Annotated in this window: 20 protein-coding genes and 1 rRNA gene; 15 read left to right on the top strand and 6 right to left on the bottom strand. The window is 53.8% G+C overall.

Features of this window, described 5'->3' with window-relative positions; translation table 11 throughout:
- The first annotated feature begins 26 nt into the window (after nucleotides 1-26).
- The gene (locus K3T83_RS45200; RefSeq protein WP_220209712.1) at nucleotides 27-734 is read left to right on the top strand and encodes a class I SAM-dependent methyltransferase; all 708 of its coding nucleotides are present in this window, start codon (nucleotides 27-29) and stop codon (nucleotides 732-734) included.
- A gap of 9 nt (nucleotides 735-743) precedes the next feature.
- Here the strand turns inward: K3T83_RS45200 and K3T83_RS45195 are convergent, their stop codons facing one another.
- Nucleotides 744-1,799 carry a LacI family DNA-binding transcriptional regulator gene (locus K3T83_RS45195; RefSeq protein ID WP_220209711.1) on the bottom strand — a complete coding sequence of 352 codons (1,056 nt, stop codon included), beginning with the start codon at nucleotides 1,797-1,799 and terminating at the stop codon, nucleotides 744-746.
- A gap of 444 nt (nucleotides 1,800-2,243) precedes the next feature.
- On the opposite strand from K3T83_RS45195, the gene K3T83_RS45190 reads away from it, so the two are divergent.
- Genes K3T83_RS45190 through K3T83_RS45175 form a run of 4 tightly spaced genes read left to right on the top strand, consistent with a single transcriptional unit; the run spans nucleotide 2,244 to nucleotide 7,036 of the window.
- Nucleotides 2,244-3,560: an ABC transporter substrate-binding protein gene (locus K3T83_RS45190; protein WP_220209710.1), complete on the top strand. Its 1,317-nt coding sequence runs from the start codon at nucleotides 2,244-2,246 to the stop codon at nucleotides 3,558-3,560.
- 32 nt (nucleotides 3,561-3,592) lie between these two features.
- On the top strand, nucleotides 3,593-4,522 hold the full coding sequence (locus K3T83_RS45185; RefSeq protein ID WP_220209709.1) for a carbohydrate ABC transporter permease: 930 nt from the start codon (nucleotides 3,593-3,595) through the stop codon (nucleotides 4,520-4,522).
- A 12-nt stretch (nucleotides 4,523-4,534) separates the two neighbouring features.
- A complete protein-coding gene (locus tag K3T83_RS45180) occupies nucleotides 4,535-5,446 on the top strand; it encodes a carbohydrate ABC transporter permease (RefSeq protein ID WP_220209708.1) in 912 nt (303 codons plus the stop codon).
- A 36-nt stretch (nucleotides 5,447-5,482) separates the two neighbouring features.
- Nucleotides 5,483-7,036 carry an alpha-glucosidase/alpha-galactosidase gene (locus K3T83_RS45175; RefSeq protein ID WP_220209707.1) on the top strand — a complete coding sequence of 518 codons (1,554 nt, stop codon included), beginning with the start codon at nucleotides 5,483-5,485 and terminating at the stop codon, nucleotides 7,034-7,036.
- A 70-nt stretch (nucleotides 7,037-7,106) separates the two neighbouring features.
- On the opposite strand, the gene K3T83_RS45170 is transcribed toward K3T83_RS45175, so the two are convergent.
- Nucleotides 7,107-7,901 (bottom strand): hypothetical protein, encoded by a 795-nt coding sequence (locus K3T83_RS45170; protein ID WP_220209706.1) that lies wholly within the window; start codon nucleotides 7,899-7,901, stop codon nucleotides 7,107-7,109.
- A gap of 687 nt (nucleotides 7,902-8,588) precedes the next feature.
- Here K3T83_RS45170 and K3T83_RS45165 point away from each other — a divergent pair.
- The 6 genes from K3T83_RS45165 (at nucleotide 8,589) to K3T83_RS45140 (ending at nucleotide 15,633) form a co-directional block, all read left to right on the top strand.
- Nucleotides 8,589-9,503, top strand: coding sequence for an LLM class F420-dependent oxidoreductase (locus K3T83_RS45165; RefSeq protein ID WP_220209705.1), 915 nt, complete (start codon nucleotides 8,589-8,591; stop codon nucleotides 9,501-9,503).
- Nucleotides 9,504-9,889: 386 nt separating this feature from the next.
- Nucleotides 9,890-10,795, top strand: coding sequence for an alpha/beta hydrolase (locus K3T83_RS45160; RefSeq protein ID WP_220209704.1), 906 nt, complete (start codon nucleotides 9,890-9,892; stop codon nucleotides 10,793-10,795).
- A gap of 356 nt (nucleotides 10,796-11,151) precedes the next feature.
- Nucleotides 11,152-13,227 carry an elongation factor G gene (fusA, locus tag K3T83_RS45155; protein ID WP_220211090.1) on the top strand — a complete coding sequence of 692 codons (2,076 nt, stop codon included), beginning with the start codon at nucleotides 11,152-11,154 and terminating at the stop codon, nucleotides 13,225-13,227.
- A 30-nt stretch (nucleotides 13,228-13,257) separates the two neighbouring features.
- Entirely contained in the window at nucleotides 13,258-14,085 is an 828-nt protein-coding gene (locus K3T83_RS45150) for an alpha/beta fold hydrolase (RefSeq protein WP_220209703.1), read from the top strand.
- A gap of 94 nt (nucleotides 14,086-14,179) precedes the next feature.
- On the top strand, nucleotides 14,180-15,226 hold the full coding sequence (locus K3T83_RS45145) for a serine/threonine-protein kinase (protein WP_220209702.1): 1,047 nt from the start codon (nucleotides 14,180-14,182) through the stop codon (nucleotides 15,224-15,226).
- Nucleotides 15,227-15,366: 140 nt separating this feature from the next.
- Entirely contained in the window at nucleotides 15,367-15,633 is a 267-nt protein-coding gene (locus K3T83_RS45140) for an alpha/beta fold hydrolase (RefSeq protein ID WP_220209701.1), read from the top strand.
- Nucleotides 15,634-15,664: 31 nt separating this feature from the next.
- Here the strand turns inward: K3T83_RS45140 and rrf are convergent.
- Nucleotides 15,665-15,781 (bottom strand): 5S ribosomal RNA (gene rrf / locus K3T83_RS45135).
- Between the two features lie 216 nt (nucleotides 15,782-15,997).
- Here rrf and K3T83_RS45130 point away from each other — a divergent pair.
- Both K3T83_RS45130 and K3T83_RS45125 read left to right on the top strand, forming a co-directional pair.
- Nucleotides 15,998-16,456 carry a MarR family winged helix-turn-helix transcriptional regulator gene (locus tag K3T83_RS45130; RefSeq protein ID WP_220209700.1) on the top strand — a complete coding sequence of 153 codons (459 nt, stop codon included), beginning with the start codon at nucleotides 15,998-16,000 and terminating at the stop codon, nucleotides 16,454-16,456.
- Nucleotides 16,457-16,602: 146 nt separating this feature from the next.
- The gene (locus K3T83_RS45125; RefSeq protein ID WP_220209699.1) at nucleotides 16,603-17,595 is read left to right on the top strand and encodes a ring-cleaving dioxygenase; all 993 of its coding nucleotides are present in this window, start codon (nucleotides 16,603-16,605) and stop codon (nucleotides 17,593-17,595) included.
- A 37-nt stretch (nucleotides 17,596-17,632) separates the two neighbouring features.
- Here K3T83_RS45125 and K3T83_RS45120 read toward each other — a convergent pair whose 3' ends face one another.
- Together K3T83_RS45120 and K3T83_RS45115 are read right to left on the bottom strand one after the other, a co-directional pair.
- Nucleotides 17,633-17,995, bottom strand: coding sequence for a VOC family protein (locus K3T83_RS45120; protein WP_220209698.1), 363 nt, complete (start codon nucleotides 17,993-17,995; stop codon nucleotides 17,633-17,635).
- A gap of 377 nt (nucleotides 17,996-18,372) precedes the next feature.
- On the bottom strand, nucleotides 18,373-18,786 hold the full coding sequence (locus K3T83_RS45115; RefSeq protein WP_220209697.1) for a nitroreductase family deazaflavin-dependent oxidoreductase: 414 nt from the start codon (nucleotides 18,784-18,786) through the stop codon (nucleotides 18,373-18,375).
- Nucleotides 18,787-18,994: 208 nt separating this feature from the next.
- Here K3T83_RS45115 and K3T83_RS45110 point away from each other — a divergent pair, with 208 nt between their 5' ends.
- Nucleotides 18,995-19,621 carry a P-loop nucleotide/nucleoside kinase family protein gene (locus K3T83_RS45110; protein WP_220209696.1) on the top strand — a complete coding sequence of 209 codons (627 nt, stop codon included), beginning with the start codon at nucleotides 18,995-18,997 and terminating at the stop codon, nucleotides 19,619-19,621.
- Between the two features lie 9 nt (nucleotides 19,622-19,630).
- Here the strand turns inward: K3T83_RS45110 and K3T83_RS45105 are convergent, their stop codons facing one another.
- Nucleotides 19,631-20,215 (bottom strand): TetR/AcrR family transcriptional regulator, encoded by a 585-nt coding sequence (locus K3T83_RS45105; RefSeq protein ID WP_220209695.1) that lies wholly within the window; start codon nucleotides 20,213-20,215, stop codon nucleotides 19,631-19,633.
- Nucleotides 20,216-20,499: 284 nt separating this feature from the next.
- Here K3T83_RS45105 and K3T83_RS45100 point away from each other — a divergent pair, with 284 nt between their 5' ends.
- A complete protein-coding gene (locus K3T83_RS45100; protein ID WP_220209694.1) occupies nucleotides 20,500-21,471 on the top strand; it encodes a zinc-binding dehydrogenase in 972 nt (323 codons plus the stop codon).
- Nucleotides 21,472-21,660 lie beyond the last annotated feature (189 nt).

The raw sequence follows: 21,660 nt of genomic DNA, 5'->3' as shown, positions 1-21,660 counted from the left end.
TTGAGATGAACGCATAGGAGGCGAAAATGCTCGAAGAGATCTACACAAAAGGCGAATTTCTGGCAAAGAATCCGACCTGGCACGTCGAAGACTCTCCCTGGAAAGCAAAGCAGATACTCCATATGATGGCACGCAACCATCTTGCCCCTCAAACCATTTGCGAGGTCGGCTGCGGAGCAGGCGAGATACTGAAACAGCTCCAGGAGCAGATGGAAAGCACGTGCGAGTTCTGGGGCTATGACATCTCCCCCCAGGCCATCCAACTATGCGAAGGGAGGGAAAATGAGCAGCTCCATTTCAAACTCGCCGATTTGACAAAAGAGCAGGATGTCTCTTTTGATATGATTCTCATCATTGATGTGATAGAGCATTTAGAAGATTATTATAGTTTCTTACGCTCTATTAAAGACAAAAGCACCTACAAAATGATCCACCTGCCATTAGAATTAACGTTGAATATGGTATTGAGCCGCAAGCTGATCCAATCGCGTGAAACATATGGTCACCTCCATCATTTCATGAAGGATACGGCCCTACAGATGTTGCGCGATACCAATTATGAAATTATTGATTACTGCTATACGCATATGTCAAACGAGATGCCATCAAATCAGCTCAGCTACGAGATCAAACGGCAAGTGCTCAAAGGGCCAAGAAAGCTCCTTCTATCCATCGATCAGGATCTTGCGGTGCGGGTGTTAGGAGGAAGCAATATCTTGATGCTGGCGAAATAAAGATAGCATCTAATCATGCGGCGCGGGTGCGGTCGAAGCGCGCACAATCAGGCGAGTAGGAATAACGAGCGGTTCAGGGGGCTGACCGCCTTGAATTAGTTGCGTGAGCCGCTCCACCGCGCCCCGGCTGATCGCCTGCTTGTCTTGAAGAAGTGTGGTCAGCGGGGGATCGGATTCTTCGCTCGGGCCGATATCATCGAAACCCGCAATCGACATCTCTTCGGGCACGCGGATATTGTGCTCCCGCAAGGCGCGCATCACGCCAAACGCCATCATGTCGCTGCTGGCAAAGATGGCGGTGAAGTCGCGGCGCTGGGAGAGCAGCTTCATCGCGGCCTGATATGCCTCTCTGGTCTCCCAGCCGGGCTGCACCACAAGCTGAGGGTCCACAATCAGCCCGGCACGCGCCATCGTCTGCTGAAAGCCCAGCAAGCGTTCCGTGCCCGACACCCCGTTCGTATCGCCGATAAAGCAAGCGATGCGGCGATGCCCCAGTGAGAGTAGATGCTCGGTGGCCTGACGCGCTCCATCCATATAGTCCGAGCGCACAAAGGTCGTGTGCCGACCCTGGAAATCGCTATCGATAAAGACGGCGGGAATCGTGGAGCGACACAGCCCCTGAATGCGGGGGTCATCCGAGCGCAACGCCAGCGTAATTACCCCTTTAACGCGTTTTGTCTGCAACGCAAGGATATAGTTGGTCTCAGGATCTTCCACCGAAGAGAAGGTATGATATGGATTTGACGGCAAAAGCAGATCATAGCCAGCCTGTGCGACTTCTTGTTCAAGAGCGCGCAGCACTTCTAAATAAAAGTAGCATTGCGTATCGGCGATGCGCGAAAAGTTCAGGCCGTCGTTGCTACCAAAGAGCGCCAGAGCAATCACATTTAACTGTTCCTGGACAGGCGTGCGTATCAAGGCGTTCGCGCCATAGCCCAGCGTGGCGATTGCAGCATAAATCCGCTTCCTTGTCTCTTCGCTCACGTTGGCCGACCCATTGAGGACGCGTGAAACGGTAGCGCGGGACACGCCAGCCAGTTGCGCTACCTGTTCGCTAGTGACCATAGATGCTTCTCTTCCCCCTCCATCGTGATGCTCCCGCGCTTCGTTCTCAGGATTGATTGGAGAAACGTCTTATGTCTGACGTTTCTCTGCTGGCAGCACCGGCAATGAACATATGTAACATGGTGTTGAATACTATCGCACAGGAAGCTCAGAGTTGTCAAGCATCGGGTACTCATATACAGCTTTTCCACCACTTTTCAACCACAAAGCAAGCAAAAGCATTGACTTTTCGCATTCTTTCAAGTTACAATTGCATCACAATGAAGTTGCACAGATTTTTCCTGTGTAGAAATGTTACATTTTTACACCGATGACGGGCCAAGTTGAACCGTCATCAACGCATCTGGCCCACAGCTGATGCGCCTTTAGCACATTTCATCATGCCGTCATGATGAGCAGAGTGACTCTGCTTTATCGCTATTTATTTATCAAAGGAGATACACAATGGCATACGATTCCTCATCTTCCAACACCGTGAGCCGCAGAAATTTGCTCCAACAAGCAGGACGCGGTGCAGTTGGTCTGGCGGCTGGCCTGGCGCTTCCCGAAGTATTGGCGGCCTGTGGCGGTGGAGGCAGTAGCGGCGGCACCAGTTCTGGCGGCTCCAAACAGCTCACGGTTGCTTACTGGTCAAATGTCACTCCGGCACAGGATCTTCAGGCAGTCTTCGATGGTTTTGCTAAACAGGCGGGCGTCAAAGTTACATATTTTCAAGAGCCGCAAGTCTTTGGCGATACCGTCCAGAAGCTCACCACCTATCTCTCATCTGGGTACAGTGGACTGGATGTGCTGTGGATCGACGACTTTATGACCGCCACCTTCAGCAATGCTGGCTGGCTGGTTCCGCTCGACAACGTTTCGCCGGAAAATTTCTCTGCCATTGCCGACGCACAGTTAAAGCTGAGCACCTACAACGATCACAAGTATCGTCTCCCGGCCAATTTCGGCAGCGTGATCTTCTTCTATCGCAAAGACCTCTTCGATAAAGAGGGCATCAGCGTTCCGACGACCTGGGACGAACTGGTGGCGGCTGGCAAGAAGCTCACGAAGAACGGCGTCTATGGCCTGAGCCTGGCTGGAAAAAATGGCAATACCGAGCTTTTCAACGAGATGTGTTACTGGATGGGACAGGCTGGCGGTGATCCGCTGCATATGGACTCCCCAGGTTCCCGTCAGGCACTTCAGTTCGTTCACGATCTCATCCACGTTCATAAGATCGCACCTCCTGATGCCGTGACCGCCGATTATACGTCGATCCAGACCAGCTTTGAGAACGGCAAGATCGCAATGTGGATCTCGTGGGACGGTCTCTACGCTGGTACGGCAATGTTCCCGTCAGTTGCCAAGAACTATAAAATGGGCGTTGCTGCACCTCCCAAAGGACCGAAGAATAACGGCACGATCATTGCTAACTGGGGCTGGGCCATCAATAAGTACTCGAAAAATCAGGATCTTGCCGCTAAATTCATCGATTACGCCGCCTCCCTGCAATCCGAGATCACACTGGCAAAGACCGGCAATACGCCATCGCGCACAGATGCGCTCACCAATACCGATGTGCAGAAAGCGCTGATCCAGGCAACATATCTGGCTGACTATGTGAAAAATGTCGAACTGCACTATCGACCGATTACCGCCCATGCACAGCGTGTCTCCGATGCCTTTGAGCAGGTAGTCAACAAATATTTGAACAATCAGATTGATCTGGATGCCTGCGTCACTCAGGGCAAACAGGCCGTCGATCAGGCCATGCAGGGATAGAAGTTCGATCATTTGAGGAAGAGAGGTTCGTTATGTTCGTAGGAGCCGCAAAGGTTCCTGCGGCTCCGACTGCTGTAGGAACCCGCCGACGCCGCACGCGCCTGCTTCTGCTAGGATATTTGCTTGTTGCTCCGGCGGTCCTCTGGCGTCTGGCCGTTGCTATCTACCCATTCTTGAATACTATCTACCAGAGCTTTACCAACAATAGCCCTCTGGCTGGTGTTCCGCGCTTCATCGGGCTGGACAATTTCGCACGCATGTTCCACGATCCCGTTGTAATGCAGTCGTTGTCGTTTACCTTCATTTTTACTGCGGCCTCGACGCTCATACAACTGGTCTACGCAATGGGCATCGCACTCCTGCTCAACCGCCAGTTTCGCGCGCGTGGACTGGTGCGCGCCGTCAACCTGTTGCCCTGGGCCATGCCTGCTATCGTGATCGCGACCGCCTCGCAGTGGATGTTCAACAGCCAGTATGGGATGATAGATGATCTGATCGTGCGCGTTCTGCCGTTTCGCCCGATCTGGCTGGCTGATCCGACGCTGGCCCGGATGGTGGTGATCCTGCTCGATGTGTGGAAGAATGCGCCCTGGGCCTCGATCATCATTCTGGCCGGATTGCAGAACGTGCCGCGCGAACTGTACGAGGCGGCGCGGGTCGATGGAGCATCATCATGGCGCACATTCCGCTCGGTTGTGCTGCCGATGCTGGCCCCTTTGATTTTCACGCTGCTGATCTTCATTTCGACCTATCGCATTCTGACGTTCGATCTGGTCTATGGTCTGACGCAAGGTGGGCCGGGCAACGCCACCACGCTGCTCTCCTACCAGATCTACCAGCTTGCTTTTACCGGCCTCTATTATGGCTATGGTTCGGCGGTGGCGGTCTTCGCGTTTCTGATTGTGCTGGCGCTGTGCCTGATCTTCTTTCTGTTCATGCGTCGTAGCGAGAATGCTCTTTAAGGAGGTATCATCATGTCAACAGTCGAGACCTACACACCTCCGAGCACCACACCTGCGACGCGCGCTCACCCGGCTCGTCCCCATGCGGGGCGCAAGCTGCTGAGCCAGATCGGGCTATATGTCGTTGTGGTGCTATTCCTACTCTTCACATTGATACCAATCTATTGGATTGTGCTGTCGGCATTTACGCCCGTCACTGAGCTATTCACGTCGCCGCTCAACTACATTCCGGCGCATCCATCGCTCGAAAATTTTGTGACGGTGGCACAAATTGTCTCACTGGACCAGCAATTTCTGAACAGCACGATTCTGTCGGTGTCCTCGGCCTTCCTGTCGGTGGTGGTCTGTCTACTCGCGGCCTATGCCTTTGCGCGTATTCGCTTTCCTGGCAGTAGTATACTCTTCCTGCTGCTCTTGCTCTCCGGCTATCTACCAACCATCGCCATGATTATCCCGCTCTTCCAGCTCTTCCAGAGCCTCTCGCTGCTGGATTCGCTGGCGGGACTGGTTATTCTGCTGGTGAGCTTCCTGGTGCCGACAAGTGTGTGGATCATGACCTCATTTGTGCGACAGATCCCGATTGAACTGGAAGAAGCGGCTCAGATCGATGGCGCGAACTTTCTACAACGGCTCTGGCATGTGGTTATTCCAGTGTTGCGCCCATCGATTGCCACGCTCTTTCTGATCAATCTGGTCTCAAGCTGGCAGGAGTTCTTCTTTCCGCTGATCTTCAGCCGCTCAAACGACTCGGCAACCCTCACGCTTGGCATCACACAAGCGGCGGTCAATCCTCAATATCAGACGGTGGCATGGGGCAACGAGGCGGCAATGGCAATGATTGTAATTGTGCCGATTTTCCTGCTGACCTTGATTTTCCAAAAACAAATAGTCGAAGGTTTGATGGCGGGATCGTTGAAGGGATAACATATCAATATTACGTTTACCAAAGGAGACCCTTATATGACTGTCAAAATCGCCATGATCGGGGCTGGCTCAATTGGCTTTACGCGCACTCTATTGCGCGATATCCTCTCGGTCCCAGAATTGGCCGACACGACGTTTGCCTTTACCGATATTTCTGAGCGCAACCTCGATATGGTGGCTCAGCTCTGCCGCCGCGAGATTGCTGCCAGCAAGCTTCCCGCCACAATCACTGCCACTACAGATCGTCGGGCCGCGATTGCCGATAGCGATTATGTCATCAGCACGATTCGCCAGGGTGGTCTGGCGGCGTTCCAGACCGATATCGATATCCCGCTGAAATATGGCGTCGATCAATGCGTGGGCGATACGCTCAGTGCCGGTGGCATTATGTATGCACAGCGTACCATCCCTGCACTACTGGATTTCTGTAAAGACATTCGTGAGGTTGCCAAATCCGATGCTCTTTTCCTTAATTACTCGAACCCGATGGCAATGAATGTCTGGGCCTGCAACACATATGGTGGAGTGCGCACTATCGGCCTCTGTCATGGCGTCCAGGGGGCACACTGGCAGATTACACGCTGCATCGAACTATGGGCGAAACGTGAAGGGTTGCTCAAAGAGGATGAGGAGCTACATCGGCGCGATGTGGATGTTGTGGCAGCTGGCATCAATCACCAGACGTGGTTTATCAAAGTACAGTGGCGCGGTATGGATATGCTTCCGCGATTGCTTGAACTGTTCGAGGCGCACCCGACCTATCGCGAGACCGAAAAAGTCCGCATCGATGTGCTGCGGCGCTTCGGCTACTACAGCACCGAGTCTAATGGACATTTAAGCGAATATTTGCCCTGGTATCGCAAGCGGGTAGAAGAGATTCCGCAATGGATCGATCTCTCTAGCTGGATCAACGGCGAGACCGGCGGCTACCTGCGTGTCTGCACCGAGGGACGCAACTGGTTCGAGACCGATTTCCCCAACTGGCTAAAAGAGGAGCCGCAGCCGATCTCGCCCGCGCGCCGCAGCGAGGAGCACGGTTCCTACATCATCGAGGCGCTGGAGACCGGGCGCGTTTATCGCGGACACTTCAACGTAGTGAACCAGAACCATATTACCAACCTGCCCAACGGCTGTGTGATCGAGATTCCGGGCTATGTGGACAAGAACGGCATCAATATGCCGGTTGTGGGCAAGCTACCGCTGGCCTGTGCCGCCACCTGCTCTGCCAGTGTGCGCGTGCAAGAGATGGGCATGGAGGCTGCTGTGCATGGCGAAGTCACGCTGCTCAAGCAGGCGATGTTGCATGATCCACTGATCGGGGCGGTCTGCAATCCCGAAGAGGTCTGGCAGATGACCGATGAAATGCTCATTGCACAGGGGCAATGGTTGCCGCAATATCAAAGCGAACTCGCCGGGGCGAAAGAGCGTCTGGAGCAGTCCGAGCGCAACGGCACCCGCGTCAAGCTGGTGCAAACGGAGGGCGCGGCAAGACTGCATACGCGCACGGTAGAGGAGATGGCGAGCAATCAGGCCGAGGCCAGGGCCAACACTGCCGCCGCCGATAAAGGCAAAATGACAAAAGTTTCATAACGCGGCATGTGCGGCGTGGGAAGGCTGTCTGATAGACATCTTCCCACGCTACGCACGCCTGTTTAGCCCACTACATCAACATGTTCAGCCCCCCGAAGAATGTACCGATGCCGAAGAGGACAAAGACGGTGCCGCCGACACGGACGAGGAACTTCTCCAACCAGCCAGGCATCTTCTCCCCGAAGAGCAACGCCACCATCATGGCGAGCAGCGTCACCAGCATCGTGATGAAGATGGCCATCACCAGCATCGCCAGCGGCACGTTCAGCGGCTTTCCAGCAGCGGTCGGGTTTACCAGCCAGGCGATGTAGGCCGGTCCCACCGAAGTGGGAAAGATGATGGGTACGAAGATCTTCGCCAGGTCGTTGGAGAGGCGACGCAGCCAACCACGCGGCTTCGGCTCGATCTCGGCTCCGTTGTCCTTTTCCTTGTCGGTCTCCTTTTCCTCGTTGGGCTCCTGCGTCTTGACCAGCGTGGTCAGTAGCGACGAAGCATCGGCGGTTGAGTTTACCAACCGGGCCAGCAGCTCTGCCACGATCTCGGTTTGCATCTTCTGCCTGTCGTCCTCCATTCTGAAGGGCTTCAGCAGGTCGATCTTCAAAGGCTCAAGGCCGGTTTTCACGCTGACGACCCCACCGAGGATGCCTACGGCTCCCAGGGCGATCCCCATGTGTTCCAGGGCAGTGGAGCCGAAGAACGCGAGCGCGAGGGCAGCGACGGTGGCGATGGTGATGGTGACAATCGCCAGGGCGAGCCGCCGCATGCGGCCCACGATTCCGTGCTCCTGAAAGACCAGAAGCCCGAAGATCGCAGCTCCCTCCGGCCCCACGAGCAGAATAGAGATGGTCAACAGTGTTGCAAACATGCCTGCCTCCTTAGCAGGTCGTAGTGAGAGCGTACCGGGTCGATACGCTTTTTTGCTTTTCCCCCCTTTCTATAAAGAGCGCTGACGCTGTAGTTCGCCCCGACCCTACGATCAGAGGCACGCGGTCAAGCGCGATTGACATTCGCATGTGATACCTGCACCTGCGCCACCTCACGCCATACAGCGAGAGGCGTTCAACTCCTGATCCATGTTGAGCGACAGGAGATCGGACACGAAAACACGGCCCGGCTGGTGTTGGGTATAGGGATAAAAGATCGCTGATGAAAACGATCCATACGGATATGTTTCTTCCCTCCAGTACTCGAACAATCTCGACCCACTCAGACATACATCATGAAGTCAGGAGATCAGTTCAAGCATGAAATGAATCCATAGCTTCGACTACGTCAAAAAGCCCGGGAAGCATTTCCAGCAGACAGCGTTGGCGTGGCTGTCTAAAGGCTTGTGGCCTCGCCTTCATTGGGAGGATGAAACATCGCAGCTTACACTATGCAGTGTAGAGGCAAGGAAGCGGCATTGTCAAGCCGACCAAAATCCACCTATAGGCATTTTAACCACGCGCCCGACGTTGACATTCCAAATTTTCCTGTATTATAATGTTTGTTGTTACAAATAAATTTGGAACATCAGTGGAGACATCCAATAGAAAGGCACAAGGTCTTTTTCATGCGTCTGGGATTACAATTTACGAATTTTACGTGGCCCGGGGGACAGCAGCAACTTGGTCCTACCTTCGCTCGCATTACAGAGCAGGCAGAACAGGCCGGTTTCTATAGCCTGTGGACGATGGATCATCTATGGCAAACGCCCTTCGCAGGCGGCCCGGAGCGAGAAGTGCTAGAAGGGTGGAGTGCGCTGGCCTATGCAGCTGGTCGCACAAATCACATCAAGCTGGGCGTGCTGGTAACAGGCGTCACCTATCGGTATCCGGCGATACTGGTGAAGACGGCAAGCACACTGGATGTGCTTTCGCAGGGCAGAACCTATTTCGGAATTGGTGCTGCGTGGCTTGAAGAGGAACATCGCGCCTATGGTATCCCCTTCCCTTCCGTCAAGGAGCGCTTTGCACGTCTGGAAGAAACATTGCAAATTGCACATCAAATGTGGTCGGGAGATGAGAAGCCATACTATGGTACATACTATCAACTGGAACGCCCCTTGAATTCTCCTCAGGCGATCCAAAAACCACACCCACCGATCATGATTGCTGGTGGTGGCGAGCGCAAGACGCTGCGGCTGGTGGCGCAATATGGCGATGCCTGTAACCTCTTTGCCTCACCAACGAATCAAGAGGAGCTGCGCAGCAAATTGAGCGCGCTACGTGAGCATTGTGAGGCGCTGGGGCGGCCTTATGAGCAGATCGAGAAGACCGCTACGCTGATGGAGTTTCACCTGACCGCTGATGGTCGCAATGGAACATTCTCACCTCGCAGCGCAATTGCTTTCTTCGCTGAACTGGCAGAACTGGGCTTCGATCACGTGATCTTCAACACCGTTGACGTGTACGCACCCGAAACTTTCGATCTCCTGGCAAGCGAGGTTATTCCAGCGGTCAACCAGATACCAGTTGCTGGTCGCTAACGGGCTGCCTCAACTAGCGCGAAGAAGTAGGTAGCTTCGCCGGTTTTGTATAGGTGATACCAGGCATCAAGCACCGATGGCGTGTACACGTTGAGCTTTTTGATAATCTCACGGGCGAATTCGAGCGGGGCGACGCCGCTAGCGGTAATGAGATCGCCATCGGTGTATGACAGTTGGTTTTGATAGAAACTCCTCCTGTGAAAGAAAGAACGTCATAGGATTTGTGAACGAAATCACAGATTACTCACACAGCCTGCATTACAATGTCCTCATCTCTACTACTTGCTATAGTATTTTCTTGATACTATGAACAACCAGCGCGCTTTTAGGGTAAAAGTCTATTGTCTCTTCAAAAGCTGAAATTATCAACCCAAAGGCTGCAATATATGAAAGATAAACTGCATGGTGCTTTCTTCAAAAAACGCTGGCTCCTCTCTCTCCTGCTGTTCATCCTCCTACTAGGATGGGCCGGCGTTCCTCTTATCCGTGCTTTGACCCTGGTTGCAAATACAAGCAATCGTTCTACGCCCCGGATCAATTCCAGCATTCCCGTCCAGGAGGTCCATTTCACAGCGACCGATGGCGTTCACCTGGGTGGCTGGCTGGTCATGGCTTCAAGCCAGTCGCCTACTCTCATCCTGGTTCATGGCTTCAAAGGCTCTCGGGTAGATATGTTGCCCTGGGCGCAGCTGCTCTATCGGGCGCACTACAATGTCCTGCTCTATGATAGCCGGGGATGTGGTGAGAGCGAGGGTTGGGACATTACGCTAGGGGCACACGAACCTGATGATATCAGAGGCGCAGTACGCTATCTTGAGCAGCGCACAGACCTGAGGAACAAACATTTCGGCGCGCTTGGCATCTCTTTAGGTGCCGGAGCCGTCCTGTTAGCCGCCGCACGCGAACCAGCACTGCAAGCGGTAGTCGCGGATAGCGCCTGGGCGGACGAAAGCGGCCAACTCGATCGTATGGATCACTTCTCCTCTATCCCCTTGCTACCCTATGAACCCCTGGTCGTTAATGATCTGATAGACGCTGATCTGGCTGCTACCCGCCCGCTGGACGTGATCAGCCAGGTCGCACCGCGCGCTGTCATGCTGATTCACAGCGCCGACGACACCAATACAACGACCCCTCTCAGCGGCGAGCGGCGACTCTACCAGGCAGCGCAAGCTCCGAAAGAACAGTGGATCGCACCCAGTGGAGGCCATGCGGGTGCCCTCCACGCACATCCAGCAGACTATAAGGAACATGTCCTGGCGTTCTTCGCACAGTATCTCAACAAGACCTGATCGTATTCACGCCTGATCGAAGTTAGCCCTGGGTTTTGGGTAGAACCGATTCATGACCAGAAACTATAGCGGCTATTGCTTGAGCATCCCTGCTACCTATCATCTCTGCATGCTCATCCTGAAGGTTGCAAGTGAGATAAGAGGAGAGTGTCGTTCAGACCGGAATTACCTGTTTTCCCTCTTGACTTTTTTGGCAACAAGAAGTAGGCTTACCATGCGATTTGAAGGCTCTGCTTTTCATTTGTTTTGTATGAGGAAATACCGATAGTAGAAAATAATAAAGCAGCACTCAATGAAGGAGGAGATCGCGCGGGGTGTGCGGTCTGCGCGCCCTGGCCGGTGGTCGCAAGAATGTTATGACGAGAGAATATACACTTGAAAAGACTCGCAATATCGGTATCATCGCGCACATTGATGCTGGTAAGACGACCACAACGGAACGGATTCTCTTCTATACCAAAAAAATCCATCGCATGGGCGAGGTCCATGAAGGTGCGGCCACGATGGACTATACCATACAGGAGCGGGAGCGCGGCATCACCATTACCGCTGCTGCCACGACCTGTTTCTGGAACGATCATCGCATCAACATCATCGACACGCCCGGTCACGTCGATTTCACTGCTGAGGTTGAGCGGTCGTTGCGCGTGCTGGATGGCGGCGTCGTGGTCTTTGACGCGGTGGCGGGCGTTGAGCCGCAATCAGAAACAGTGTGGCGGCAGGCCAATAAATATCATGTGCCGCGCATCTGCTTCGTCAACAAAATGGATCGCACAGGGGCCGATTTCTGGCGCACGATTGATATGATTCGCGAGCGGTTGGGGGCCATTCCCGTGCCGGTCCAGATCCCCATCGGGAGCGAGCAGAACTTTCAGGGCTTCATCGATCTGATCACCCAGGAAGCTGTTATCTTCACCGACGAGCAAGGAACAACATCCGAACATAGCCAGGTGCCAACGTCTATGATCGGGCAGTTCGATCAGTATCGCGAACATTTGCTGGAAAGCGTGGCGGAGACGGACGAAACACTGACAATGAAATATCTGGAAGGCGAGGAGATCACGCCGGAAGAGCTGGTAGCCGGGCTGCGTCAGGCGACAATAGCAGGGAGGCTGTTTCCCGTGCTATGTGGAAGCGCATTGAAGAACAAGGGTGTGCAGGCGATGCTGGATGCGGTTGTGGCCTACCTGCCCTCGCCGCTGGATATTCCTGCGCCCGTTGGCATCAATCCTGACAACGGCGAGCAGGAGACGCGCGCCATCGCCGATGACGCCTCCTTCAGCGCCCTGGTCTTTAAGATCGTTATTGATCCCTTCGTCGGGCGTCTGGCCTTCTTGCGCGTCTATTCGGGAATGCTCAGCAAGGGCGCGGCCATCTATAATAGTAGTAAGGACAGGACGGAGCGTGCCGGTCGCTTGCTGAGGATGCATGCCAACCATCGCGAGGACATCAACGAGATTCGGGCGGGCGACCTCTGCGCCGCCGTTGGGTTACGCAACACCTTCACCGGCGATACGCTCTGTGATAAGCAGCATCCCATCGTGCTGGAGGCCATCACATTCCCGGAGCCGGTCCTCTCGATTGCCGTCGAGCCGAGGACGCAGGCGGAACTGGACAAGATGACGATTGCGCTGGGCAAGCTGGCGGAAGAAGATCCGACATTCCATGTGCATACCGATCCCGAATCGGGACAGACCATCATTAGTGGCATGGGACAGTTACATCTGGAAGTGATCGTGGATCGCCTGTTGCGCGAATTTAAGGTCGGGGCCACTATTGGACGCCCGCAGGTCGCCTATCGCGAAACCATCACGAAGACGGCTCAGGCGCAAGGCAAATACGTGCGTCAAACCGGGGGCAATGGACAGTATGGCGATGTCTGGATTCGCGTCGAACCGAACGAGCGCGGCAAGGGCTTTGAGTTTATCAATGCGATTGTCGGCGGGACCATCCCGAAAGAATTTATCAGGCCCGTTGAGATAGGGATTCGTGAGGCGCTGGACAATGGCGTTATTGCTGGCTATCCAATGATCGATCTCAAGGCGACGCTATACGATGGCTCGTATCATGAAGTGGATTCGAGTGAGATGGCTTTCAAGATTGCAGGGTCGCTGGCGATCAAGGAGGCGGCGCGTCGGGCGGGTCCGATCCTGCTGGAACCGATTATGCTGGTCGAGGTGCAGACGGCGGATCAGCATTTCAGCAACGTGATTGGCGACCTCAACCGCCGCCGGGGAACCGTGCTGGGCATGGAGACACGCGGCCTGACGCATGTAGTGCGAACGCATGTGCCTCTGGCCGAGATGTTCGATTATGCCAGCGACCTGCGCTCCCTGACCAGTGGTCGGGCGAGCTATTCAATGGAGTTCGCACATTACGATCCTGTGCCGAAAAGTATTGCGGATGAGATTATTGCCAGACGGAACCGCTGATGTGCAAATGCGCTGGCAGGAGGAATGATTATGGTAGACGGGAGAAGCAATCATGGATTTGTTGAGCTTGCAGGGGAACGGATCTTCTATGAAACAGCCGGAAAAGGAGAGGTAGTGGTCTTGATGCATGGGGGCTTGCTCGATAGTCGTATGTGGGATGAACAATTCCAGTTTTTTGCACAGCACTATCAAGTGATTCGCTACGATTCATATGGGGCGGGAAAGAGTACGATTATTTCTGCAAATAAATTGTATACTCCTTATCAGGAGCTTGCCGATCTTCTCACGCATCTGGACATCCAGCACGCCTCTCTGGTGGGACTCTCCGGGGGTGCGCGTTTCGCAATTGATATGGCAATTGCTTATCCTGAACGAGTGCAGCAGCTTGTACTGGTCTCGCCCGGCATGAGCGGCTATCAATTTGTGGACACATGGACGCATGAACGGGGAGCAATATTTGAAGAGGCGATGACAAAGGGAGATGTGGCTGGTGCCGTCGAACAATTTCTCATTATGTGGACCGATGGCCCCTATCGTTCACCGGAACAGGTGAAGAGCAGTGTCAGAGAGCGCAATCGTGAGATGGCAACGCAAGCCATTGCACAGGGCATTCTCGAACTTGAATGGCGCGAATTGGAGCCGCCTGCTATTGGTCGGCTGACAGAAATCCGGGTGCCGACGTTGATCATAGTAGGGAATCAAGATACAGCGGATATTCATGCAATTGGCGAACTATTGCGGAAAGAAGTAAGCGGCGCAGAGCTGGTGAAGCTGCCTAACGTGGCTCATACACTCAGTATGGAGGTGCCAGGTACCTTTAACGATCTCGTCTCTCAATTTTTGCAACGTAACGTATAACATTTATAGAGTTCGCGTATTACATTCGGCTTCTCAAAGATATTGTAGATGAGATCATTGGACATTAGAATTACCGAAACGCAGGAGCCGGCGTATGCTTCCATCCTCTTCTCTTCTTTGCCCAATATGTGGAGCATTGAATGCTCTTGATTCGTCTTTTTGTGAACGTTGTCGTGCTCCTTTGTTGTTGTCGGCCTATCTTGTCTCTCGGGTTCCGTTTCACAATCGCTATGATCTCATTGCAAAGCTGGGCGAGGGCGGGTTCGGTGCGGTCTACAAGGCGAGTGATACGCAGCGTGGGGACCGGTTGGTAGCAATCAAAGAGATCGGTTTGCGTGGACTCGCAGCGGAGGCGATGGCAGAGGCAATTGATACCTTTCACCGTGAAGTGGATGTGCTATCACGATTGGAGCATCCCGGCCTACCGCGTCTCCACGACTCCATCCGCAAGCAAGAGCAGTGGTATCTCGTCCTCGATTTTATAGAGGGTGAGACGCTTGAAGCCTATCAGAACAAAGCGCCGAACAAGCGCCTGGTTTTGAGCGAGGTCTTCGCTATCGGGCTACAACTGTGCGATGTCCTTGAATATCTGCATACCCACCAGCCTCCGATAGTCTTTCGCGATCTCAAACCCGCCAACATTATGCGCTCTCCTGATGGAAAGATCTCCCTTATTGATTTTGGCATCGCTCGTTTTTTCAAGCCAGGACAGAGCAAAGATACGATCCCACTTGGCTCACCAGGCTATGCGGCCCCGGAGCAATACGGCAGGGCACAAACGACGCCCAGCGCCGATATTTACAGTCTGGGAGCAGTTCTGCATCAAATGCTCACGGGGAAAGATCCTTCAGAGTCACCGCTGCGCTTTGCACGCTTGCAGGGAACAATGACGGCGAGCCGTGCTGATCCCGGCAGCCTCACAAGCAGTATGGTCGATATAATGATGAATAGCCTCGGGTTGCTGATTAACAGTATGCTGGAGATCGAGAGGAGCAAGCGACCGGCCAGTGTTGCACAGATCAAGCAGGAGCTTTATTATCTGGCCGCGACGTGGGGCGAGATTGTGAGGGACTATTTGCGGCCACATGTACCCCGGACATCCCTGGCGATGCCAGCAACGGGAAGTGACGAAGCGAGATAACCGGCAGGTGACGAAAAAGAGCTATCCGCTCGTTATACCACTCAGAGGCCATCCGTTTTTAGGAGTTTTAGGGGTTCCGAGCCAGCAACCCGGGTTGGACCCAGGACGACATAGAGGGTCAGATCGAAGGATTGCACAAAGTGACCCGAGAAACGCTCGTCAGCATCTTTGCAGAGGCGACTCCCTCGGGAAGTGTTCTCCCGCTGCTTGCGAAAATCGCAGCCCCTACCCTCCTGATCCGGGCAGACCCGGCCCTCGGGACAACGTTAGATGATACTGCCTGGGAACAAGCAAAGCTGTATCTCTCCACCCGGAGCCAGGCTGTTCAGCTTGATGGGGCTACCCATAATATTCATCGCAGCAAATTCGATGAATTTATGCAAACAGCGAATAATTTCACGAAATAAGGCAAGAAAAATCGCCCGGTATGGGCGGGTGAGATGGCGGCGTCCTATTTTCCCATGCAGTTGCCCACACAGTATCGTAGGAGCTGAAGAGCTTAACTTCCGTGTTCGGGATGGGAACGGGTGTACCCTCTTCGCTATTGCCACCAGCTCACCTGCACATCCAGGCGATCTCTTTGACGAGGTGTATAATACTATACCCGACCCACAATGTCAATACCCTTTTTGCAATTATCATAAAATTCGTTTTACATGTTTTACCCGCGACAACCGCAAGGGATTGTCGCTACGCAGGATAGAATTGATACCCTTGGCGGCTTTTTTTGTGATAAGATTCTCTTAAATTTAAGAGAATCTGGTGAAACCCATGTCGAATAGACCACGAAGAACGCCGTCGCTGGCGTTGTTTATCGTTCTCTCTCGCGCCTACAACTGGGTCAACGCCCATGTGACGCGCGATATCAGGCGCTACGGGCTGAATCCAACCGAGTTTGGCATCCTCGAACTGCTCTATCATCAGGGGCCGCTGCCGTTGCAACAGATCGGAGAGAAGATCCTGATTTCGAGCGGCAATATCACCTATGCAGTGGATAAGTTGGAGCAAAAACAGTTATTGATGCGTCAACCCTCTCCCCAGGATAAACGCGTCACCTTTGCGGAGATCACACCGCAAGGACATGAACTGCTGGCCGCGATCTTTCCACAGCACGAGGAGGTGATTCGCGCTGCGGTGAGCGGACTGACGCCCGAAGAGCAGGCGCAGGCCATCGAACTGCTCAAGAAGCTGGGCCTGTATGCACAGGAGCACTTTTCACGCGAACCTTGATTTGTTGACTTGCAATTATCTCAAATTTGAGATATACTGAGTGCAAGAGAAACAACGTAGCGACAATCCCTTGCGGTTGTCGCAGGCTTCAACAGGCAAGCGTTCATTGAGAAGATGAGCGTGAAAAGAAGAATAGAAGGTAATCAATGACAACAGAACTGGGCGGCCTGCATCATGTCACCGCTGTCAGTGGGAACGCATCCCGCAGCGTCGCATTTTATACACAGGTGCTTGGAATGCGTTTGATTAAGAAGACGGTCAATCAGGATGACGTTTCGGCCTACCATCTTTTTTACGGGGATGAGCTTGGGCGTCCGGGCGTCGATCTGACCTTTTTTGAATGGGCCAACATCGGCTTCCATCGGCCCGGCGCAGGCACGATCTCGACGATCTCGCTTGGCGTGACCGGGCGCGACACGCTCGACTGGTGGGTACAGCGCTTCGATACGTTGCATGTGACGCATGATGGCATTCAGACGCGCGGTGCAGATCGCCAGCTTGTGCTGCCGTTCCGCGATCCTGAAGGGCAGCGTCTTGAACTGGTGGATGATGGTGGGAGGTTGGCGGCACGAATTGGCAGCACGCCCTGGCGCAAGAGTCCCGTTCCAGCAGAACGGGCCATTCACGGCTTCTACTCGGTGCGACTGACACTGCGCGATCTCGAACCCTCGGCGCGCTTCATGACCGAGATGCTCGGCTTCCGACGCAGTGGTAGCTATGAGTTGCCTCAGGGAAGCAATGTTGCCGTGTTTGAGGTTGGCCCTGGTGGACCAGGAACAGAGGTCCATATCGAGGTTCACCCCGAACTGCCGTTCCGCCGTTTTGTGGGTATTGGCGGCGTGCATCACGTTGCGTTTCGCACGCCCAGCGATGAAGAGCATCGTCAGTGGCAGCAGCGCATCGCCCAGGTCAATCCGACCGTGACTCCGGTGATCGACCGCTTCTACTTCCGGTCGCTCTACTTCCGCGAGCCGGGCGGAGTGCTGTTCGAGATAGCGACCGATGGACCGGGCTTTGCCGTTGACGAAGATGTGGAGACACTAGGCGAGCGACTCGCACTGCCTCCCTTCTTAGAGCCACAGCGCGAGGCCATCGAAGCGAATCTCAAGCCGATTCGCGTTGAGGATGTAACAAAATAAGCTCAAAATAAGCTGTCCAGGACGCGCCAGTCGGGGGTTATGCTGGCTGGCGTGGCCCTTTCGACATATCCAGGATACACAATCTGGTTCCGAAAGGGTCTTGAATGACAGCACATTTGCCAATGACAATATCAAATGGCTCGACAAGGATCTGACAGCCCTGAGCAGCGAAAGTGTGCGTCGCGGTAATGACATCATCGACGAGATAATACACCTCAACGCGCGAGGGGATATCGGTCATGCAATGCAACACAATCTCTGCATCGGCTTCAGGGAGGGCTAATCCTGTCGAGGTTTCGTCGCTCCACACCTGCTTCAGCCCAAAGACCTCTGTATAGTAGCGGGTCGCTGCCTCCATATCATCCACACGAATCATCACGCAGTCAATTTTTTTGAGCATAAAAAATACTCCTTCTCGTGATTTACGATCTTGAGAAAGAGTATAGCAGCGAATACCTGACATCTCCTGCCAGGATTTTATTGTATTTTCATTATCGGTGCATCCGGTCAATGTGAAGGAAGAGAGGATGTTGGGTTTCCCGTAGCGACAAAGGAGATGTGAGGGGTGGACGTGGGGGCCTTGCGCTTGTCGCCCTCGCCAGGCCGTTTCATCACCCCTGACACACCGCGAAAGGAAGTGGAACCATCCGGTGGCGAGGGCGACAAGCGCAAGGCCCCCACGTCCTCATCCCCACCACCCCTTTGTCGCTACGGGAAACCCAACATCCCCTCTTCCTTCACCATTCCCCCTTCACATGCCAGATGCGCCAATTATTGCTATGATTTGCGCTCGATAATGAACACGGGAATTTCGCGGTCGGTCTTCTCTTGATACTCGGCGTAATTGGGGAAGACCTCAACAGCGCTAACGAAGGCTTTGGCGCGCTCTTCGCCAGATAGCAAACGAGCGGTAGCAGGGAATTTTTCGGTGCCAACCTCAACGGTCACATCGGGATTTGCCAGCAGATTGTAATACCAGACGGGATGTTTTGGTGAGCCACCCTTAGAACCAACGGCAAGATAACTATCGCCATAGGGGACGGACATCAGCGGATAGATACGCTCCTGACCAGTTTTGGCCCCCTTAATTGTTAGCAGAAGGATACCTCCCCAACCATCCACTTTGCCACCATTTGCACGGAATGTCTCAACAACTTGACGGTTGTGTTCAATGAAAGCAGCGTCATTCATTAATCTAAATACTCTCCTCTTAATACACATCAAAAAAGATGTAGAGTAACATTCGTTTCTCTTATCTACTAACAAATAAATAGGTTATTATTATTCCAGCCCACACTCATCATCAACAATCGGTCGTGAGAAATAGGCTCCTGAGCCACTTTACCCCAATAATTGCTCCGTTTATAATAGATCCATACCATGTATCAGGAGTAGAAGTATGCCAAGAGTATGTCCACAATGTGGAGAATGGTGCGAGGAGGAACCGGTTGATATCAGCAAGCCAGCAATTATCTGCACGTTTTGCCGCTATGCAGAACCATTTCTGCAATTGCCGCTCTTCATACTGACGGGAGCCAGTGGCGCAGGCAAAACGACATTGAGCCGACAGTTGCCCGCCGTGTTGCCAGAATGTGTCACGCTGGATACCGATATGCTCTGGGGCGTGTTGCCTGCGACGCAAGAGAAGGATTATAGCGATTATCACAATCTCTGGTTGCATATCGCGAAAAATATTGCGCAAAATGGCCGCCCGCTCGTGCTGTGCGGAACGGCGCATCCTGAGCAGATAGAGAACTGTCCACAACGGCGCTATTTCTCGACGGTCTATTATCTGGCGCTGGTCTGCGATAGCAAGATGCTGGTGGAGCGACTCAAGCAGCGTCCAGCCTGGCGTCAGAGTGCCACGCCCGAAGTTCTCGCGCGCATGGTCGATTTCAACCGCTGGCTGCAAGAGCATGCATCCTCCACGCTGCCGCCAATGACGCTCTATGATACGACGCAGCGCACAGTGGAAGAAACCATCGCCGATGCGGTGACGTGGGTACGTGAGAAGCTTGATCGATAGTCCAGCGGGCTACTGCCAGGTGCCAGCCTCCTCAAAGATCGAGAGCGCAAGCCGGGAACAGTACAGGGCCATCTCCTGGGGAGTGTAGGGGCGCTCCTGCTCAAGCCACCACGTGATCGCATCTACAAAGAGCGAGGCCAATAGCGTGGTGATAAAGCCATCCGCAAACACACGACTCCCGGCTATTGGCCTCCTCGTTGGCACCTGCGCGTGTTCTTTGATCAGTTCGGCCAGCGATGTGCGCATCTTCACAACAAACCAGGAACTCCCCTTCCCGCCAAGCAGAGGACGATAGAGCCTCTCATATTCCGCCACGTGCTTGAAGAGGTTGACCCACTGTTGCGGAGGGCGCTCCGGGCCATAGTTGCCCAGACCGCTCATCAAGATACGCATCTCATCGTCAAAAATGCGCTCAACCAGATCATATTTATCCTGATAATTACGATAAAACGCGGTCCGGCTCACCATTGCGCGTTCGATAATCTCGCTGACCGTCAGCGCGTCGAAGCCGCGCTCCTCAACCAGATCCAGCAGCGCATCACGCAACAATTTTTGCATCCGTCGCACACGCAAATTGTCCGCTTTCTGGGTCATTTTATGCCCTTTTGTTCCAAATGGAACAAATCCTTCCTATTGATACTTGTTTCTCCGTTCGCCGCCAACTACACTTGCAAAGAGACAGGATATGCTTATCGGAACAGTATGTACCGAATGATGCGACCTGTCAATATGTAACTTCCCGCATGTCGTAGTCGCGCGATTTATCGCGCAGTGGCCCCTCAACAGAGGCAGGAAGCGAGACGAGCGCGATAAATCGCGCGACTACGACATGCGGGAGATCACCATAAACACATTAAATAAGATAGAGGAGATAACATATGCGCGTTGTACGAGTTCGTCAATTTGGTACACCTGAAGTGTTGAGCGTTGAAGAGAGCGAGGAGCCACAGGCTGGTCCGGGGCAGGTCGTGATCGCTGTGGAGGTGGCTGGCGTCTCTTTTGGAGATACCTCGATACGGGCGGGCAGATACCCGTTTCCGCTCCCCTTTATCCCTGGATGGGAGGTTGGTGGCAGGATCACGCAGGTCGGACCAGATGGGGACCAATCATTAGTGGGAGAGCGGGTTGTGGCACTGGTCAAGACTGGCGGCGGCTACGCAGAGCGAGTCGTTGTGGATATTGCCACTATTTGCCCTGTTCCGCAAACCTTGCCAATCGAACAGGCTGTAGGGGTGTTTGTGGCGGGAGGAACGGCCCTCTATATGTCGAAAATGGCGCATATCAGGCCGGGCGAAGCTGTTCTGGTGACGGCTGCGGCAGGCAGCACTGGTTCACAGCTTGTCCAATTCGCAAAGGCGGCGGGAGCGGGTATTGTGATTGGCGCGGCGGGAAGCAAGGAGAAGTTGGCGCTGGTAGCACGGCTTGGGGCCGACGCGGGTATCAATTATCGTGAGGAGAACTGGACGGAACAGGTGCGCGACGCGACAGGAGGCAAAGGAGCGGATGTGGTCTTTGATGCGGTGGGAGGCACCATTGGACAGCAAGCATTCGAGGTCACGGCACGCGGTCGCGGTCGATTGGTGGTCTATGGCTCCTCTTCCGGCACAGAGACAACGATCGGGATGCATACGCTGTCGCAACGAGGCGTTACGCTGATCGGTGCGCTGGGAATCGCTATGACCAGGACGGAGCAGGAAACCCTTGCCGACTCCAGGAATGCATTACAGGAAGCTGTTGCCGGACGGCTGATAGCGGTGCTTGGTCCAACATATCCGCTGGAACGTGCAGCAGAGGCTCATGCAGCTATTGAAGCACGCGAGAACGTCGGCAAAATCCTGCTTATCCCCTGACCTTATTCTCCAGTTTTTGTTCAGGCCAGCGATTTCGTTGACATTAAAACTTGTTCCATATATGGTAAGAATAGAAATCGCTGGATCAGCATGTGATGACTGTTTCCCAAGTAGAGAACGTTTTTGAGCCTCTATCTCATGGATGAGAGAAGCTCTGTTGGAGCACATCATAGCGATATGGTGTGCGGG

Source organism: Reticulibacter mediterranei, assembly GCF_016587455.1.
Note: the sequence above shows the minus strand (reverse complement) of the source record. Positions and strands in the feature narration are given on the sequence as shown.

What these genes read in the sequence shown, in the direction of transcription:
- K3T83_RS45200 (WP_220209712.1), top strand. Translation starts at nt 27, where the DNA reads ATGCTCGAAGAGATCTACACAAAAGGCGAATTTCTGGCAAAGAATCCG.
- K3T83_RS45195 (WP_220209711.1), bottom strand. Translation starts at nt 1,799, where the DNA reads ATGGTCACTAGCGAACAGGTAGCGCAACTGGCTGGCGTGTCCCGCGCT.
- K3T83_RS45190 (WP_220209710.1), top strand. Translation starts at nt 2,244, where the DNA reads ATGGCATACGATTCCTCATCTTCCAACACCGTGAGCCGCAGAAATTTG.
- K3T83_RS45185 (WP_220209709.1), top strand. Translation starts at nt 3,593, where the DNA reads ATGTTCGTAGGAGCCGCAAAGGTTCCTGCGGCTCCGACTGCTGTAGGA.
- K3T83_RS45180 (WP_220209708.1), top strand. Translation starts at nt 4,535, where the DNA reads ATGTCAACAGTCGAGACCTACACACCTCCGAGCACCACACCTGCGACG.
- K3T83_RS45175 (WP_220209707.1), top strand. Translation starts at nt 5,483, where the DNA reads ATGACTGTCAAAATCGCCATGATCGGGGCTGGCTCAATTGGCTTTACG.
- K3T83_RS45170 (WP_220209706.1), bottom strand. Translation starts at nt 7,901, where the DNA reads ATGTTTGCAACACTGTTGACCATCTCTATTCTGCTCGTGGGGCCGGAG.
- K3T83_RS45165 (WP_220209705.1), top strand. Translation starts at nt 8,589, where the DNA reads ATGCGTCTGGGATTACAATTTACGAATTTTACGTGGCCCGGGGGACAG.
- K3T83_RS45160 (WP_220209704.1), top strand. Translation starts at nt 9,890, where the DNA reads ATGAAAGATAAACTGCATGGTGCTTTCTTCAAAAAACGCTGGCTCCTC.
- fusA (WP_220211090.1), top strand. Translation starts at nt 11,152, where the DNA reads ATGACGAGAGAATATACACTTGAAAAGACTCGCAATATCGGTATCATC.
- K3T83_RS45150 (WP_220209703.1), top strand. Translation starts at nt 13,258, where the DNA reads ATGGTAGACGGGAGAAGCAATCATGGATTTGTTGAGCTTGCAGGGGAA.
- K3T83_RS45145 (WP_220209702.1), top strand. Translation starts at nt 14,180, where the DNA reads ATGCTTCCATCCTCTTCTCTTCTTTGCCCAATATGTGGAGCATTGAAT.
- K3T83_RS45130 (WP_220209700.1), top strand. Translation starts at nt 15,998, where the DNA reads ATGTCGAATAGACCACGAAGAACGCCGTCGCTGGCGTTGTTTATCGTT.
- K3T83_RS45125 (WP_220209699.1), top strand. Translation starts at nt 16,603, where the DNA reads ATGACAACAGAACTGGGCGGCCTGCATCATGTCACCGCTGTCAGTGGG.
- K3T83_RS45120 (WP_220209698.1), bottom strand. Translation starts at nt 17,995, where the DNA reads ATGCTCAAAAAAATTGACTGCGTGATGATTCGTGTGGATGATATGGAG.
- K3T83_RS45115 (WP_220209697.1), bottom strand. Translation starts at nt 18,786, where the DNA reads ATGAATGACGCTGCTTTCATTGAACACAACCGTCAAGTTGTTGAGACA.
- K3T83_RS45110 (WP_220209696.1), top strand. Translation starts at nt 18,995, where the DNA reads ATGCCAAGAGTATGTCCACAATGTGGAGAATGGTGCGAGGAGGAACCG.
- K3T83_RS45105 (WP_220209695.1), bottom strand. Translation starts at nt 20,215, where the DNA reads ATGACCCAGAAAGCGGACAATTTGCGTGTGCGACGGATGCAAAAATTG.
- K3T83_RS45100 (WP_220209694.1), top strand. Translation starts at nt 20,500, where the DNA reads ATGCGCGTTGTACGAGTTCGTCAATTTGGTACACCTGAAGTGTTGAGC.